This is a genomic window from Arthrobacter humicola, from assembly GCF_039531445.1.
In the GTDB taxonomy this organism is placed as follows: domain Bacteria; phylum Actinomycetota; class Actinomycetes; order Actinomycetales; family Micrococcaceae; genus Arthrobacter; species Arthrobacter humicola.
On record NZ_BAAAQB010000034.1, the window covers coordinates 63947 to 79744 of the forward strand.

The 15798-nt window shown below is 67.6% G+C and carries 17 protein-coding genes and 1 riboswitch; of the genes, 10 read left to right on the forward strand and 7 right to left on the reverse strand.

Going from position 1 to position 15798, the window contains the following annotated elements; all coding sequences use genetic code 11:
- The first annotated feature begins 205 nt into the window (after positions 1-205).
- Positions 206-673 (forward strand): hypothetical protein, encoded by a 468-nt coding sequence (locus ABD243_RS12125; RefSeq protein ID WP_344365922.1) that lies wholly within the window; start codon positions 206-208, stop codon positions 671-673.
- Between the two features lie 183 nt (positions 674-856).
- Here ABD243_RS12125 and ABD243_RS12130 read toward each other — a convergent pair whose 3' ends face one another.
- Entirely contained in the window at positions 857-1459 is a 603-nt protein-coding gene (locus tag ABD243_RS12130; RefSeq protein ID WP_344365925.1) for a phosphoribosylanthranilate isomerase, read from the reverse strand.
- 117 nt (positions 1460-1576) lie between these two features.
- Between ABD243_RS12130 and ABD243_RS12135 the strand changes: the two genes are divergently transcribed.
- The gene (locus ABD243_RS12135; RefSeq protein ID WP_344365928.1) at positions 1577-2215 is read left to right on the forward strand and encodes a HutD/Ves family protein; all 639 of its coding nucleotides are present in this window, start codon (positions 1577-1579) and stop codon (positions 2213-2215) included.
- Between the two features lie 17 nt (positions 2216-2232).
- Here the strand turns inward: ABD243_RS12135 and ABD243_RS12140 are convergent, their stop codons facing one another.
- From ABD243_RS12140 to ABD243_RS12155, 4 genes are all read right to left on the reverse strand, one after another.
- Positions 2233-3054, reverse strand: a complete 822-nt coding sequence (locus tag ABD243_RS12140; RefSeq protein WP_344365930.1) for an ABC transporter permease — start codon at positions 3052-3054, stop codon at positions 2233-2235.
- 13 nt (positions 3055-3067) lie between these two features.
- A complete protein-coding gene (locus ABD243_RS12145; protein ID WP_344365934.1) occupies positions 3068-3997 on the reverse strand; it encodes an ABC transporter permease in 930 nt (309 codons plus the stop codon).
- Between the two features lie 71 nt (positions 3998-4068).
- Positions 4069-5256: an ABC transporter substrate-binding protein gene (locus ABD243_RS12150; RefSeq protein ID WP_344365938.1), complete on the reverse strand. Its 1188-nt coding sequence runs from the start codon at positions 5254-5256 to the stop codon at positions 4069-4071.
- A 115-nt stretch (positions 5257-5371) separates the two neighbouring features.
- Positions 5372-6445 carry an ABC transporter ATP-binding protein gene (locus tag ABD243_RS12155; RefSeq protein ID WP_116767231.1) on the reverse strand — a complete coding sequence of 358 codons (1074 nt, stop codon included), beginning with the start codon at positions 6443-6445 and terminating at the stop codon, positions 5372-5374.
- Between the two features lie 282 nt (positions 6446-6727).
- Between ABD243_RS12155 and ABD243_RS12160 the strand changes: the two genes are divergently transcribed.
- The 6 genes from ABD243_RS12160 to ABD243_RS12185 all read left to right on the forward strand — a co-directional run bounded on the left by ABD243_RS12160 (position 6728) and on the right by ABD243_RS12185 (position 11014).
- Complete coding sequence (locus ABD243_RS12160) at positions 6728-7468, forward strand: FadR/GntR family transcriptional regulator (RefSeq protein WP_116767232.1); 741 nt, start codon at positions 6728-6730, stop codon at positions 7466-7468.
- 60 nt (positions 7469-7528) lie between these two features.
- A complete protein-coding gene (locus ABD243_RS12165; protein ID WP_344365952.1) occupies positions 7529-8293 on the forward strand; it encodes a cache domain-containing protein in 765 nt (254 codons plus the stop codon).
- 74 nt (positions 8294-8367) lie between these two features.
- A riboswitch (guanidine-III (ykkC-III) riboswitch) is annotated at positions 8368-8435 on the forward strand.
- Between the two features lie 9 nt (positions 8436-8444).
- Positions 8445-8768 carry a DMT family transporter gene (locus ABD243_RS12170; protein WP_344365954.1) on the forward strand — a complete coding sequence of 108 codons (324 nt, stop codon included), beginning with the start codon at positions 8445-8447 and terminating at the stop codon, positions 8766-8768.
- A gap of 2 nt (positions 8769-8770) precedes the next feature.
- Positions 8771-9178: a DMT family transporter gene (locus ABD243_RS12175; protein WP_344365957.1), complete on the forward strand. Its 408-nt coding sequence runs from the start codon at positions 8771-8773 to the stop codon at positions 9176-9178.
- Positions 9179-9320: 142 nt separating this feature from the next.
- Positions 9321-10343 carry an aldo/keto reductase gene (locus ABD243_RS12180; RefSeq protein WP_344365959.1) on the forward strand — a complete coding sequence of 341 codons (1023 nt, stop codon included), beginning with the start codon at positions 9321-9323 and terminating at the stop codon, positions 10341-10343.
- Positions 10344-10363: 20 nt separating this feature from the next.
- Positions 10364-11014, forward strand: coding sequence for an MBL fold metallo-hydrolase (locus ABD243_RS12185; RefSeq protein WP_344365963.1), 651 nt, complete (start codon positions 10364-10366; stop codon positions 11012-11014).
- Between the two features lie 114 nt (positions 11015-11128).
- Here the strand turns inward: ABD243_RS12185 and ABD243_RS12190 are convergent, their stop codons facing one another.
- Both ABD243_RS12190 and ABD243_RS12195 read right to left on the reverse strand, forming a co-directional pair.
- Positions 11129-13036, reverse strand: coding sequence for a DEAD/DEAH box helicase (locus ABD243_RS12190; RefSeq protein WP_116767238.1), 1908 nt, complete (start codon positions 13034-13036; stop codon positions 11129-11131).
- Positions 13037-13376: 340 nt separating this feature from the next.
- Entirely contained in the window at positions 13377-13682 is a 306-nt protein-coding gene (locus ABD243_RS12195) for a hypothetical protein (RefSeq protein WP_344365966.1), read from the reverse strand.
- 191 nt (positions 13683-13873) lie between these two features.
- Here ABD243_RS12195 and ABD243_RS12200 point away from each other — a divergent pair, with 191 nt between their 5' ends.
- Both ABD243_RS12200 and ABD243_RS12205 read left to right on the forward strand, forming a co-directional pair.
- Positions 13874-14968 (forward strand): class I SAM-dependent methyltransferase, encoded by a 1095-nt coding sequence (locus ABD243_RS12200; protein WP_344365968.1) that lies wholly within the window; start codon positions 13874-13876, stop codon positions 14966-14968.
- Entirely contained in the window at positions 14965-15633 is a 669-nt protein-coding gene (locus tag ABD243_RS12205) for an SAM-dependent methyltransferase (protein ID WP_344365970.1), read from the forward strand. Before ABD243_RS12200 ends, ABD243_RS12205 begins: the two co-directional genes overlap by 4 nt.
- Positions 15634-15798: the final 165 nt, after the last annotated feature.

The window sequence follows — 15798 nt, forward strand, 5'->3', positions numbered from 1 at the left end:
TTCCCTTGTTTTCGGTTCCGCCCAGGCGGCTACCGCCGCAACCTGTAGTCCTGCCCCGACAAACTCGTACCCTGGCACCCTTGTACTCGCCACAAGTTTTGAGGCGGGCGGCTGGTGTGGCCTTGTCCCCCAAGTAGCCGGAACGGGCACGGCAACTATTTCCAGCACGACGAAACATACCGGGGCGAAATCAGCCAAGCTGCACGTGACCACGGACTCCGGTTCGCTGGCAAATCTCTCTGCCCCGGCCTTTCCCTCGGGAACGAAGACCTCCTACGCGGACGGCTGGTTCAACATCACCGTTATCGGCGTTTCCGGCAATGACGTTCCGTACTTCCGGTTCTTCTCCGGCTCCACGCGGGTTGCGGACATCTACCGGTACAACAGCAACGGGCAGCTGTGGCTGCGCGTGACCGCACCGGACGGCACCTTTGTCTACACGAAGCTGATTTCCTCGAGCATCACTTTGAGCGCCTGGCACCACGTCAGCATGCGGGTGACCGCCAATGGCAGCACGTCAACCATCCAGGTGTGGTTCGACGGCGTGCAGAGGTACAGCAGCACGAGCGTCAAGATGCTGGGCAGCAGCTTGAGCAAGGTTCAGCTGGGCGCCGAGCACTACCGGCAGAAGGGCGACGAGTACATCGACGACGTCATCATCAAACGCTCATAGGAACTGACCCTACGCGGACAGGTGAGGCGGCGGGAGCATCGCTTGATGCCAGCCCGCCAGGAGAGTGGCAGACAGGGAACCCTCCCCGGCTGCCACTCTCCCGCATGTGCGCTGTGGTGCGTGCCCCGTGTTGTGCATGCCTGTGTTGTGTGCCCGATGCTGCGTGTGCGGGGCGGGCCGGCCTTATTCCGCGGACTTGGCGGCCCGCACGAAGTCCTTGATCTTGGCCAGATCCTTGACGCCGCGGGCGGACTCGACGCCGGAGGAGACGTCGACGCCCCAGGCACCGGCCTCCGCCGCCGCCCGGGCCACGTTGGCGGGATCGAGGCCGCCAGCGAGGAGCCATGTCCGCCCGCCAAGAGCCTTCGCCCGGACGGAGCCGTAGTCCCAGGCTTCGCCGGAGCCGGGGACGGTGGCGTCGATCAGGAGCAGCTCCTCGCCCCAGTTGTCGAAGGCTTCCGGGGCGGCACCCATGGTGACGGCCCGGATCAGCTTCATCCCGGCGTCGTGCACCGTCCGGACGTCCGCCGGTGAGCGGTCGCCGTGGAGCTGGACCCAGGCCAGGCCCGCCTCACGGGCCGCGGCGACAGCGTCGGCCGCCGGTTCGTGCCGGAACACCCCCACCGCCGGCAGCCCGGGCGGGACGTGGGTGAGCAGGCCCCTGACCTGATCCGGGGTGACCTCCCGGGGGCTGCGGGTCAGGACGAAGCCGACCGCGTCCGCGCCCGCCTCGGCAGCGGTGCGGACCGACTCGGGGGTGCTGAGACCGCACACTTTGACAAACATTCGGGCTCCTTCTGCACGCTTCCTGCCTCTGACGGTAGCAAGACCGGACAGCGAGCGCCGACTTTGCGTCAGCGCCCGCAGCCGGGGTGGGTCGGGGCGGGCCGATAGGCTGAAGCCATGGAGATCATCCGCTATGCCGAGCTCAAAGCCCACCCCTGGCGCAACGGCGGCGGGGTGACCCGCGAACTGGCACGCCAGCCCCGGACCGCGTCCGCGCGAACCGCCCTGCAAAACACAGCGGATGACAGCGGGTGGGACTGGCGCCTCAGCATTGCCGAGGTCTCCAAAGCCGGGGCATTCTCGGCCTTCGCCGGGATGGACCGCGTGCTGACGGTCATTGACGGCGAATTGTTGCTCCTGACCGTGGACGGTGCCGAGCATCCGCTTGAGAAGTACCGTCCGTTCCGGTTCTCCGGCGACGCGGATTCTGCCGGGGCACTGCCCACCGGCGACATCCGGGACTTGAACGTCATCACCCGCAACGGCGCTTTCAAGGGCTACACGTCCATCATCGAGCTGTCCAAGAAGCGCGCCCATCCGGTGTTCGCCGGCCAGTTCGGCATCCTCCTGCAGGGCCAGGCCACCGTCAGCCCCGGGACCGCGGGCGGCCTCGTGCCCGATGCGAGCGCTCCCGGGACGGAGACGGTGCCCGTCGAGCTGAACCGTTATGACGCCGTCGTCGGCTCCGATACCGCGACGCCGGAAATCCTGGGCCGCGGCTTCCTGGCGGTCGTCTCCATCGACGCGACGGTCTAACGACGAAGGGACAAGCCTTAGTCCGCTTTCACGCGGGCCCCGCTGACGCCTACCGAGTCCCCCGAGAGCCGCTGAGCGAGCCAGATGGGAACGATCGAGACCACGATCAGCACGACGGCCACGACGTTGACCACGGGCGCCTGATTCGGACGGAAGAGGTTCTGCAGGATCCAGATCGGCAACGTGGTCTCGCCGGCCCCGATCGTGAACGTGGTGACGATGATCTCGTCGAAGCTCAGCGCGAAGGCCAGCAGACCGCCGGCCAGCAGGGCCGAACGCAATTGGGGGAATGTCACCAGGCCGAACGTGGTGAAGACGCCGGCGCCAAGGTCGGCGGAGGCTTCCTCCAGGCCGGCGCTCGTTCGCCGGAGCCGCGCAATGACGTTGTTGAACACGGTCACCATGCAGAACGTCGCGTGGGCGATCACCACCGTCCACAGGCTCAGCGGCACGCCCAGGATGGTGGTGAACATGTTGTTCAAGGCAATGCCCGTGACCACACCGGGCAGCGCAATCGGCAGGATCACCAGGAGGCTGATGATGTCGCGGCCGAAGAATTTGTAACGCTGCAATGACATCGCCAGCAGGGTCCCCAGCACCAGCGAGATGATGGTTGCCACCACCGCCACCCATACGGAGGACACGACGGCATCCCTGACGCCGGGCGAGTCAAAAGCCTTGCCCCACCACTCCAGGGTAAAGCCCTTCGGCGGCCAGCCGAACGTCCGGTCCGCGTTGAACGAGTTCACCACCACCAGCATCAGCGGGGTGTAGATGAACAACAGCACCAGCCCGGAAACGATGCCCAGGACCACCTTGGCGCTACGGGAAAGTCTCATGATGCTCCTCGCGCTACAGGTTGTTCAGGGCGCCGGTGCGGCGGACGATGAAGAGGTAGAACATGATGATGGCGATCGGAACCAGCGACACCGCGGCGGCAAACGGGAGGTTGTTCGCGGCGCCGACGTTCGCGTACACCACGGTGCCGAGCATCTGGGTGGTTCCTCCGACGATCTGCGCGGTGATGTAATCCCCCAGCGACAGGGAAAACGTGAAGATCGTGCCCGCGATGATGGAGGGCACCAGCAGCGGAAGCATCACAAGGCGCATGGTGGTCAGCGGCTTCGCGCCCAGGTCTCCGGAGGCTTCCAGCAGGGAGTCGGGCACCCGGTCAAAGCCCGCGTAGATCGGCAGGATCATGTACGGCAGCCAGATGTAGGACAAAGTCACGATGACGGCGGTCTCGCCGTAGCCCGGAGACGACAGGCCGATCGGAGCCCCCAGCCACTCCAGCAGCCCGCCCTCGGCCAGGACATTCCGCCAGGCGTAGGCCTTGACGAGGTAGCTGGCCCACAAGGGCATCAGCACGGCCACCACGAGCAGTTTCTCCCAGCGGGCGCTGGCCACCTTGGCGATGAAGAACGCGATGGGCAACGCAAGGATCATGTCGATCACGGTGACCGCCACGGCGATCCACAAGGTCCGCAGGGTGATCCGCTGATACACCGGATCGGTCAGGACCGTGACGATGTTCTCGGTGGTCCAGACGGTAGACACCTCTCCGGTAAAGGTGTCCACCGTCCAGAACGCGGTGATCAGCAGCGCCGCCAGGGCGGCGATGTAGACCAGCACCAGCCACCCTGCCGGGGCTGTGAGCAGCGCGGCCAGCCTCAGCCGGGGTGAGCGGTGAAGCAGCGCCGAGAACGCGTGGGCCTTCGCCCGCGGTACAGCCCCGGCGTCACGGGGTGCGCCGGGCGGACGCTGTTGCATCTGTTGTGCCATCTCGCCTTAGTTTCTGCCGGCCGTCGGGGCCGGCTGTTCTTTTCCGGATGCGGTGCGGTCCGTTGCCGGAGTCAGCCCTTGATTTCCGTCCAGGACTTGGTCCATTCCGAATAGTCGGTGCACTTGACGTCCTTGCGGCCATCGAGGCATTCGGCGACCGGAGTGGTCCAGTACCAGATCTTTTCGGCATAGGCTGCATCACCGGAGTGGTAGGTCTCGCAATGCTTGGGATCCTTGGTCTGTTCGCAGGCCTTCGCGTTGGCAGGGGATTCACCAAAGTACTCCGCCACCTGGGCGTTCACTTTGGGACTGGCGATGTAGTCCAGCCACTTGTAGGCGCAGTTGGGATTCTTGGTCTTGGACCCGATCATCCAGGTGTCCGACCAACCGGTGGCACCCTCAGACGGAAGGAGGGTCGCAACCTTGGCGCCGCCTGCGACCGCGATGTTCTCCCCCACCTGCCAGGTGGTGCCGACCACGGTGCTCCCTGATGTGAAGGCCTGGACCTCCTTGACCACATCGCTCCAGTACTCGCCGATGTGCGTGCGCTGCTGCTTGAGCAGATCGACGGCGGCGGCCAGCTGGTCCTTGTCGAGGGCGTAGGGGTTCTTGATGCCCAGCTCCGGCTTATGCGCCATGAGGTAGACGGCGGCATCGGCGATGTAGATGGGCGAATCGTAGGCCGTGACCTTGCCGGTGTTCTTGGCGGCGTCGTCAAACACCGCGCTCCAGGAGGTGGGCGCCGGGGTGACCTTGTCCGTGGAGTACATCAGCAGGTTGGCGCCCCAGCCGTGGGGCATTCCGTAGTTCACGCCGTTGACGGTGTTCCAGGCTTTGTCCTTCAGGAACGGATAGATGTCCGGGTAGTTTTTCAGCAGGCTCATGTTGACCGGCTGCACATCCTGGCCGGCGATCAGGCGCAGCGAGGCGTCGCCGGAGGCGGAGATGACGTCGTACTGCCCGGTGCGCATGAGCGTCACGGCCTCGTCCGAGGTTCCGAAGGGCTTGAAGCTGACCTTGCACTGGGTCTCTTGTTCGAACGGATGCACCCAGTCCACCGCCGGGTCGTTGCTGCCGTCCTCGACGTACCCGGGCCATCCGAGGATGGACAGCTGGCCTTCACCGGTGCCGATCTCGGTCTTGGTCGGCTGCGCCGACGGCGAGGAACCCGATCCGCCGCTGGTTCCGCAGCCGGCCAGCGCGAGCGCCGCCGCCGCTACCACCCCGACCACGAGGGAGGCCTTCGTTCTTGGTGCCATGATCCTTACCTTTCGATGGGGGTGAATCGATGTAGGGGTAAATCGCTGGGACTGAAAATCCGCGGGGTGGAAACGCCGCGCGGACGGCCGGGTGTCTGCCCTCCACGCCCCGGCGTCAGGAGCCGTGCGCCGGAAGCCAGACGACGGCGTCGTCGTCCCAGCTGACGGTAACGGGCCGGTTCACCAGCTCCGCGTCGCTGCCGGGAAGCTTTTCCGGGACGAGCGCGACGACGGCGGGGCCGCCGTCGAGCTGCACGCGCACCTGGGTGGCGTGCCCGACGTATACGAACGACGTCACCGATCCGGACCGGGACGTGACGCCGGCCCGGCGCTCCGGTTCCCCGGCCCAGGCGACGCGCAGCCGCTCGGGCCGGATGCACAGCGGCTCGGCCCGGCCGTAGACGGACTGGGCCTGGCCGGCGTCGAAAATATTGGAGGTGCCGACGAAATTAGCCACGAAAATGTCGCCGGGGCGCTCATAGATTTCGTGTGCCGTACCGATCTGCTCGATGCTGCCGTTGTTGAACACCCCGATCCTGTCGCTCATCGTCAGGGCCTCCTCCTGGTCGTGGGTGACGAAGATGAAGGTGATGCCCAGCGAGCGCTGCAATTCCTTGAGTTCGACCTGCATCTGCTGTCGCAGCTTCAGGTCCAGGGCACCGAGCGGCTCGTCCAGCAGGAGGACCTTCGGCTCGACGACAAGCGCCCGGGCCAGGGCAACGCGCTGTCGCTGGCCGCCGGAGAGCTGGGCGGGTTTGCGGCCGACGAACTTCCCCAGCTGGACGCGATCCAGGGCCTCCCGGGCCCGCTCCCGGCGCTGGTTCCCGGGCATGCCGCGCACCCGCAGCCCGTAGGCGACGTTGTCCACGAGGGACATGTGCGGGAACAGGGCATAGTCCTGAAAGACGGTGTTGACGTCCCGCTGGAAGGGCGCCTTCGCCGTGACATCCTTGCCCTCGAGTTCAATGGTGCCGGAGGTCGGCAGTTCGAAGCCGGCGATCAGCCGCAGCACCGTGGTCTTGCCGGAGCCGGACGGGCCGAGCATGGAGAAGAATTCCCCGTGGCGGATGTCCAGGTCCACGGCGTTGACCGCGACGGTATCCCCGAAAACCTTGGTGAGCTTGCGCAGCCGTATCGCCGGAACCTCGTCGGTTCCGGTGGATGTGCCAGCGGCCAGTGTTTCGGTCATGCGGTGCGCCTTACTTCGTTGCCGGATCGTCCACGGGAGAGCCACGCAGCGGCCTGTGATCCAGTCCACACTGGGCTGCTGGCCAAAATGCTATTACTTCATAGGTTTTATGTATAGACCCTTCGGCAAAGCCCGGATTAGGATGACATCAGCCCGGACGGCGCCCGGCGGCACCGCTCCCGGAAGACGGTCTCGGACGCTGCACTTAGACGCTGCATTCGGTTCCTGCACGGATGCTTCAGCCGGGGCGGCCGCGGGCCGCCGGAGGGAAGGGAGGCCCTGATGTTGTTGTCGCCGAAGGGCGCCTCCCGGAGCTTGGCGGCCGTGTTCACGCCGATCAAATCCCGCGGGCTCGTGGACGAAGTGTGCGCCCGGATCGAACAGGCGGTGGAGACAGGGCTGCTGACCAGCGGCCAACGGCTCCCGAACGAAACCGAACTTGCCGCGGCCCTGGGGGTGTCCGCCGTGACGGCACGGGAAGCGCTGTCCCAGCTGCGGGCCTCGGGAATCATCCGGACCGCGCGCGGCCGCAGCGGCGGGAGCTTCATCGCCGACAACGTGCTGCCCTCCCGGGAACGGGCCCTGGCCCAACTGCACGAGGTGAGCCGGCTGCAGATCAGAGACCTGGCACTGCACTACCAGGCGATCGCGGCGGCCTGCGCAGGTGTCGCGGCCCGGCGTTCCGACGCCGCCGACGTCGCCACGCTGCGCTCGTTCATCCCGGCGGCAGACGACGACTCCCTGAGCTGGCGCCTGGCGCTGTCCGAGTTCCTGTTGGAAGTCGCGGCGATTGCCCGCTCCGCGCGGCTGGCCCGCGAGCTGATCCGGCTGCAGGCCGATCTCGGCACCCTCACGCTGCTGCCCTGCGCGGACTCCGGCTACCGCGGGCGTACCACTTTGATCCTCGAGGACGTGGCGGCAGCCATCGAAGCCCACCAGCCGGCGGCCGCCGAAACCGGGGTCAAGGCCCTCATTGCCGCCACCACCGACTGGCTGCTGACCGAGCAGGCCAAACGCTATTGACTGCACCCCACTGAGCGCTTTCCCTAACCGCACCGGCACCCTCGAGCTAAGGCAGTAACCATGTCCGACACCACCTCCACCGCAGGTCCCTCCGCAGCAGGTCCCTCCGCCGCGCCAGCCGGGGCCGGCCCGGCCCAGGCGTCCGCCGACCGGGCCGTCGCCGAGCTCGATTCCACCATCGCCGGCATCGAGCACCGGCTTGCGGCGTGGGCCGCCGATGCCGGGGCAGCCCTGGCCGCCATGTCCGGCAAGGTTACGGGCACCGCCGTGGACAAACTCATCCGGCCGGTGGTCGAGGACCTGGTGCAACTGCCCGACGGCTACGCGGCGGGCGCGGGGTTCATTGCCAACGCCGGGCTGCTCGGCCCGGAGCGCAGTTACATCGCGTGGTGGCAGGGTCCGGACCTGGAACCCGTGGACGCCCTGGCCAACTTCAGCCCCAACTCCATCAGCCGCTACGTCAAGGCTGAATGGTTCCGGATCCCGGTGGAAACAGGCCAGGCGCATGTCACCGGGCCCTACGTGGATTTCCTGTGCAGCGACGAGTACGTCCTGACCTTCACGCACCCAGTGTTCACCCATCCGGACGGGCCGGTCGCAGGAATCGTGGGCATTGACGTCACGGTTCAGCGCCTTGAACGCGGGGCCATGCCGGCCCTGCGTCGCATCGGAGACCGGGCAACCCTGGTCCACGCCGACGGCCGGGCCGTGGCCTCAGCGGCGTCCGACATCGACGCCGGAGACCTCACCGCGCCGGACGAGCCGTGCAGGCACTACCCTGTGGGGCGCACGTTCACGGTCTGGAGCGACGCCACCGGACTGTGACAACGGACTGTGACGCCGGGCTCATCCGCCGGCTCCGCCGCCGGGCCGTGACGCCGAAGTTGCTAAACTTGGATTCCAAGGCCCCCTTTTCCGGGCCTCCGGACGACGGTTCAGTACCCGGCACGCGACAAGACTGGCCACAGGAGCTGTCATGTCGTGGCTAATACTCATCCTTTCCGGGGCCCTGGAGGCCGTCTGGGCCGCCGCCCTGCACCGCACCTCGCAGGCCAAGGGCCGCCGCCGACTGATCCCGGCCCTTATCTTCCTCGTCTCCGTCCTCGCCAGCACCGGCGGCCTCGCCGTCGCCCTGCAGTCCATCCCGACCGGCACCGGCTACGCCGTCTGGGTGGGGGTAGGCGTCGTTCTGACCTCCGCGTACGCCATCATCACCAGGGTTGAACGCCCGACGGCGGCCCGCCTCCTGCTGCTCGGCGGGATTGCCGCGAGCGTCGTCGGCCTGAAGCTGGTGGCGTGAGGATGGGCACGAATAGGGCACCGGGATCACCAGCCGCATGGCTGATCCTGCTCGCTTCCGCCGTGCTGGAGGCGGTCTGGGCCACGGCCCTGGGACTGTCCGACGGGCTCAGCCGGCCGTTGCCCACCCTCGTGTTCGCGCTGACGGCCACGCTCAGCATGGTGGGGCTCGGCACGGCCGTGAAGCGCATCCCGCTCGGCACCGCCTACGCGGTCTGGGTGGGGATCGGCGCGGCGCTGACGGTCGGCTGGGCGATGGCCACCGGCGTCGAACCGGCCAGTCCGCTCAAGCTGGTATTCATCGCCGGGATTGTCGGCTGCGCAGCGGGACTGAAACTGCTGCCGGCTGGGGACGCGGCAGCTCCGGAGGCTGAGCTGTCACCGTCCCCCGCGGAATCTCCCCACGTTTGAGGCAGGACGACGGCGCGCCCCGGGACGCGCAGTCGGACTGGCCCCGCAAGCGTCAAAGGTGGGGGAAGATCCTCCGGCGGGGCCCGGAATAGCCGCGCGCACTCAGGGGTTCTTGGCAAGGACGGAACCACTCACAGTGCGAATGGAGACCCAGATGACGGCAACACAAGTCCAGCTCGGCGACGGCCTCACGGTCAGCCCCCTGGGGTTCGGCGGCATGGCCCTGACCCCTGTCTACGGGGATGTGGACCTGGTCGAGGCCCTGAAGACCCTGCACCACGCCCTCGACGCCGGCGTCACGTTCCTGGACACGGCGGACATCTACGGCGGCGGCAGCAACGAGGAGCTGATCGGGCGGCTGCTCAAGGAGCGGCGGGACGACGTCCAGCTGGCCACCAAATTCGGCCTGGTCGGGACCCCGTCGGCCGGCTACACGGATATCCGCGGCGATGCGGCCTACGTGAAACAGGCGGTGGATCGCAGCCTGCAGCGGCTCGGTACCGACACCATCGACCTGTACTACATGCACCGCCGTGACCTCCGCGTTCCGATTGTGGAAACCGTGGAGGCCATGGCGGAGCTTGTGCAGGCCGGCAAGGTGCGGCACCTGGGCCTGTCCGAAGTGACGGCCGAGGAGCTGCGTGAAGCCAGCAGCGTCCACCCGATCGCCGCTGTCCAGAGCGAGTGGTCCATCTGGAGCCGCGATGTGGAACGCAACGTTGTTCCTGCCGCGGCCGGGCTCGGGGTGGGCTTCGTGCCATACTCGCCGCTGGGCCGGGGATTTCTCACCGGCACCCTGGACGCCTCGACGCTGGGCAGCAACGACTTCCGCCGCAACATCCCCCGCTTCGCCCAGGACGCTGCCGCGGCAAACCAGGACGTGGTGGACGCAGTACGGGCCGTCGCCGCTGAGCTCTCCGTGTCCGGGAAACCGGCAACGCCGGCCCAGGTGGCGCTGGCCTGGCTCCTGGCCCAAGGCCGAAAGCTCGGGCTTCCGGTGGTCCCCATCCCCGGCACGCGCAAGGCAGACCGGATCGATGAGAACCTCGGCGCCTTGTCGCTGGACCTGACGCCGGCGCAACTGGAGACGCTGGACGCCGCCGCGGACGCCGTCGTCGGTTCCCGTTCCGCAGACCCCAGCTGGGTGTCCCAGGGCCGGGAATAGCGCGTCCTAGACTGAAGCCCATGGACTCACTCATTCACTCGCTACGTGACATCACCATCCGCCGGATTTCGGTCAGCGAGATGGACAACAACGTGTATCTGCTCACGGCCAAGGCGTCCGGCGCGCAGCTCCTGATCGATGCGGCCGATGATCTGGCCGCCATCCAGGGGCTCCTCGCGGACGCCGCAGCGGATACATCCGCGACGCCGAAGCTGGAGCTGATTGCCACCACCCACCAGCACTGGGACCATGTCCGTGCCCTGCCGGAACTGGCGGAAGCAACCGGGGCGAAGACGGCGGCCGGGACGGAGGACGCCCCCGAACTGCCGGTGAAGGTCGATGTGCTGCTGGACCACGGCGACGTCGGCAACTTCGACGGGTTCGACGTGACCGCAGTCCATCTGCGGGGTCATACGCCGGGCTCGGTGGCCCTGGTCTACCAGGACCCGGACGGCCCTGCTCATATTTTCTCTGGAGACTCGCTGTTTCCCGGCGGCGTGGGCAACACCCAGAAGGATCCGGAGCGGTTTGCCCAGCTGATCACCGATGTGAGTGAGCGGCTGTTCGACGTGTATCCGGATGACACCGTGGTGCACCCGGGCCACGGGATGCCGACCACACTGGGTGCGGAACGCCCGCACCTGGAAGAGTGGCGCGCCCGCGGCTGGTAGCTGGCGCTAGGCTTCGTGACTTGCGCTGCGCATAATGCCGGTCGCTGCGGGAATACCCGTAGCGACCGGCATTTTGCGTATCGCCAGCTACTTTATGTAGCGAAAACCCGAACCCTAGCGGCTGCGGCGTTCGTTCGACGCCGGGGCCGACGCGCGGCGGGGGCCGCCGCTGCGTGCCGGACGGCCTTCGCTGGAGCGGCCGTTGCCGCCGCCTGCGTAGGATCCGCCGGAGGTTCCGCCGGTGTTGGAGGACCAGACCGCCGAGTTTGCGCCGGACTTGGCACCGGCAGCGGCACGCTGGCCCGTTGCCGGACGTCCGCTGCGCTGGCCGCCAGCCGAAGCCCCCGTGCGGGGAGCGCCGCCGGTCCGGGGAGCACCGCCGGTCCGGGGAGCACCGCTGCGGGGAGCCGAAGCGCCCCGGGCGTCGCTGCGTCCTTCTGCGGCGCGTCCGTCCGAACCGCGGCCTGCAGCGGCACGTCCGCCGGCGGCCGGGACATCGTTGTGGTGCCCGTAAGCGGTCACGCGGCCACGGCCGCGCGCATTCCGGCGCTCGGCGCGCTCGGCGTCGGCGCGGTCCTGGTTCTTCTCCGCGACGCGCTCTGCGGCGTTCCGGGCAGCGGCCTGGCCTTCATAGGCGACGGCGCGGCGCTCGGCACGCGGCAGATCGGTGCGGGGAGCCTCGGCTCCGACGCGTCCGCGTCCGCCACGGCCGCCCCGGCCACCCGCGGTGGGTGCGGCCTGGGTAGTGCGACGGGCGCGCTTGCGCTCGGCGTTGGCGCCGGTCGAGGTGCCGCCGCCGTGCTGGGCGGCCTTGGCGGCCAGCAGTGCGGCACGGGTGCGCGGATCGATCTTGTCGGCCATCTCACCCACGAGCTCGGCCACCAGCGGCGAGTTGGCGGTAACGCGCTCGAAGTTAACCTCGACGCCGGCAGCCTTCATGAGCTTCTTGACGTCGGACTGCTGCTCCGGCAGGGTCAGCGTGACCACGGTGCCGTCGGAGCCCGCGCGGGCCGTACGGCCTGAACGGTGCAGGTACGCCTTGTGCTCCGTGGGCGGATCCACATGGATGACGAGCTCGACGTCGTCGACGTGGACACCGCGGGCGGCGACGTCGGTGGCGACCAGGACGCGGACCTCGCCGGAGGCGAACTCGGCCAGGTTGCGGTCACGGGCGTTCTGCGAGAGGTTGCCGTGAAGGTCGACGGCGGGGATGCCGGCGTCGGTCAGGGTCTTGGCCAGCTTCCGGGCGTGGTGCTTGGTGCGCAGGAAGAGCACCCGGCGGCCGGCACCCGAGGCGAGCTCGACAATCAGCTGCTTCTTGACGGTCTGGTCGTTGACCACGAGCACGTGGTGTTCCATGGTGGTCACCGCGGCCTGTGATTCATCCACCGCGTGGGTCAGCGGGTTGGAGAGGTAACGCTGGACGATCTTGTCCACGCCGTTGTCCAGGGTGGCGGAGAACAGCAGGCGCTGGCCCTGGCTGGGGGTCATGTCCATGAGCTTCTTGACGACCGGCAGGAAGCCGAGGTCGGCCATGTGGTCGGCCTCGTCAAGGACGGTGATCTCGACGCCCTCGAGGGTCAGGATGCGCTGGCGGATCAAATCCTCCAGTCGGCCCGGGCAGGCGATGACGATGTCGACGCCGGCGCGGAGGGCCTTTTCCTGGCGGGCTTGGGAGATGCCGCCGTAGATCACGGTGGTGTTCAGGCCCATGGCCTTGGCCATCGGCTCGATGGTCGCGTTGATCTGGGTGGCCAGCTCGCGGGTCGGTGCGAGGACCAGGCCCATCGGGCGGCCTGGCTTGCGGAAGTGCTTGGCTTCGCGCTCTGCGAGTCGTGCCACGAGCGGGATGGCGAAGGCGATGGTCTTGCCGGAGCCGGTGCGGCCGCGGCCCAGGACGTCGCGTCCGGCCAGGGTGTCCGGGAGGGTCTTGACCTGGATGGGGAACGGTTCAACGATCCCCTGTGCGGTGAGGGTGTCAGCGAGGGCCTTGGGCGTGCCGAGGGCAGCAAAAGTAGTCATAAGTTCAGGGTCTTTCAGGCGGTATCCATGCGGATATCGGCCCCCGGCGCCGGTTGGCTCAGGGGTTCGCCGAAGAAAAGTCAGGTGGTCAACCGGGCTGCTGCCAAACTTCAGCTAGCGGCGGCCAGGACCAAATGGAACGCGTTCATCGACGCAGGATGTGCCTCTCACATGAAAAAGCCCACTCCCTGCGGGCGGGCCCCGAAGGAATCCGGCAGGAGATCCGGTTGATGGACCGAAGCCGGTCAACCGAATATGAGTGGGCATCACTGCACATCAAGTTTCACCAGTCTAGCATCCGGCCGGGCCGGATCCCGTTTCCGTGACCTTGGTGCAGCTCCTAGCCGGCCAGGCTGGGCGCTTGGAACAGCGGCATGTGGGACGGCTGGGCGGGCGGGCGGGCGGCTGCCCGGGACGCCGCCTTGGCTGTGCCCGGGTCCGCTGCCCGCAGGATAACGAGTGCCTCGGCGTCGATCAGGCGACGCGTCCCCGTCCGGGAGTCCAGGATCCAGAACAGGTCCACGGCCGTGACCGTCTGCGTTACGGTGCCCCGGTGGAAGAGTTTGCCGTTGTGCCAGGCCTCGATCTCGTCCCCCACGTTCAGCTCACTTGAGCTGCGGATGTGCCGTGCTTCTTCAACGTCCATGATCAGTGCCTTCCCCAGCGGTCCAACGTCCTGTGCCCAGCATTCACGATGGAGGTTTCGGAATGGTTTCCGGAGCGTGATTTCCATGTGTCCGCAGGTCCGTCCGCCCTTGACCCGCGTCGTTGTTGACCGCGCTTCGGTCCCGGAGGAGCATGGTGGGCGGATGGGGTGGCGAGAGGAGACGGGCAACGATGCCGGGAATAGTTGCCGCTGGAACCTTTAGGGTCATCCAACTGGCCCTGCTTCCCTTGGGGGTGGCGGCCTACGTCGCGACCGTCCCCCGAATGCTCGCGTACAGCCGGCGCACCGGCGTCTCGGCCACCGTGTTCGCCTCCCTCTACACCCGCTGTATGCAGCACCGGCTGCAGACGAGGCCGGATGGCCCTGCGGACCGGCTCATGGCGGTGATGCCGAATGTGTCCCAGGAAGGGTTCCGGCTGGAGACGGCACCCACCCTGGTGGGCCACCTGCTGACGGGCTACGTTCCCAGGATCTACCGCTATCCCTACCGGGGGCGCGCGCCCATGCACCACCAGTCGACAGCGCGGACCAGTTACTACGACGCCGCCATCCAGCGGCATCTTGCCGGCGTGGACCAGCTCGTGGTCCTCGGGGCGGGATTCGACACCCGGGTGTTCAGACTGTCACCGGAGAACCGCGTGCGCTACTTTGAAATCGATATGCCCCGAACCCAGGCCCACAAAATCGCAATGCTCGAGAAGGCGGGCCTACCCACAAACCTGGCCACCTATGTGTCCGCCGATTTCGAGACCGAGGACTGGATGGAGAAGCTGGTGGCCGCGGGGTTTGACCCCGGCAGGCCCGCGTTCTTCCTCTGGGAGGCGGTGACCATGTACTTGGACCGGGCCTCCGTCGAAGCGACACTGCGCAGGATCGCCGGGACCGCCCCCGGTAGCGTCGTGGCTTTTGACTACTTCTCTCAGGAAATCGTCGCCTCGCGGTCGCCTTACATGCGGTACGCGCGGGCTGCGACGAATTTTGTCGGCGAGCCCCTGACCTTCGGCATCGACAACACTCCCCCGGCCAGGAAGAGTGCCGCGGACTTTGTCGGGTCCTACGGGTTGGTCCTCGAGGAACACAGGAATTTCGGCCGGGAGACCCGACGGCGGTCCGCGCCGGCCGGGTTCGTCACCGCCGTCGTGCCTGCCGCCGTCGGGCACAGTCCGCAGGAAACCGTTGCGCCGGAGACCGGAGCGCCGGCAAACAGCCAATCGGAAAACGGCCTTCCTAACGCGGCCGCCCACCACGATGAGGGGAAACCATGACGGAACACAGCCACGAGCATCACGCCGATCCTGCGGAGCCGGTCAGCACCGCCCGGATGTGGGACGAAAAGTACAGCAGCCGCCCGCGGATGTGGAGCGGGCAACCGAATCCACAGCTGATCGCGGAGGTTGCGCATCTGAGTCCCGGCGAGGCCCTGGATTTGGGCTGCGGCGAGGGCGCGGACGCCATTTGGCTAGCGGCCCGCGGCTGGTCCGTGACCGCCCTGGACGTCTCGGCGGTCGCCCTTGAACGCGCGGCCGCCCACGCTCAGGAACGGGGCCAGTCGGCCAAGATCGAGTGGGTGCAGCAGGATCTGGCCACGTGGGTCCCGGACCGGTTGTTCGACCTCGTCACGGCCCAGTTCCTGCACTCCACCCAGATGCCGTGGCAGCAGGCGCTGCAGCTCGCCGCGGCCGCGGTACGTACCGGCGGCACCCTGCTGATCGTCGGCCACCACCCCGACGGCCTGCCGCCGTGGGGCGGGCACCACACGCCGGAGAAGTTCTTCACCGCCGAGGAGCTTGCACATGAGCTCCGGATCGAGGAGCCCCAATGGCGCCTGGAAGTCCTCGACAGCCGGCATCGCAGCGTCACCGGCCCCGAAGGCGAGGCGGCGTCCCTCACCGACGCCGTACTGCGCGCCACCCGGCTGGCCGCCCAATAGCGCGGCTTGCCCCCAAACCTCATGTGATGCAGTTCACCCTGATTCGACCGTGAGGAAGTCCGCTCCGGACCCGTCTTACTTATGACGGCGCCGCGGAGCGCCTTCCCCAACCGATCAGGAGTGATTGCATTGACGACCCAGACGCACACCCCGGCAGACGTCCAC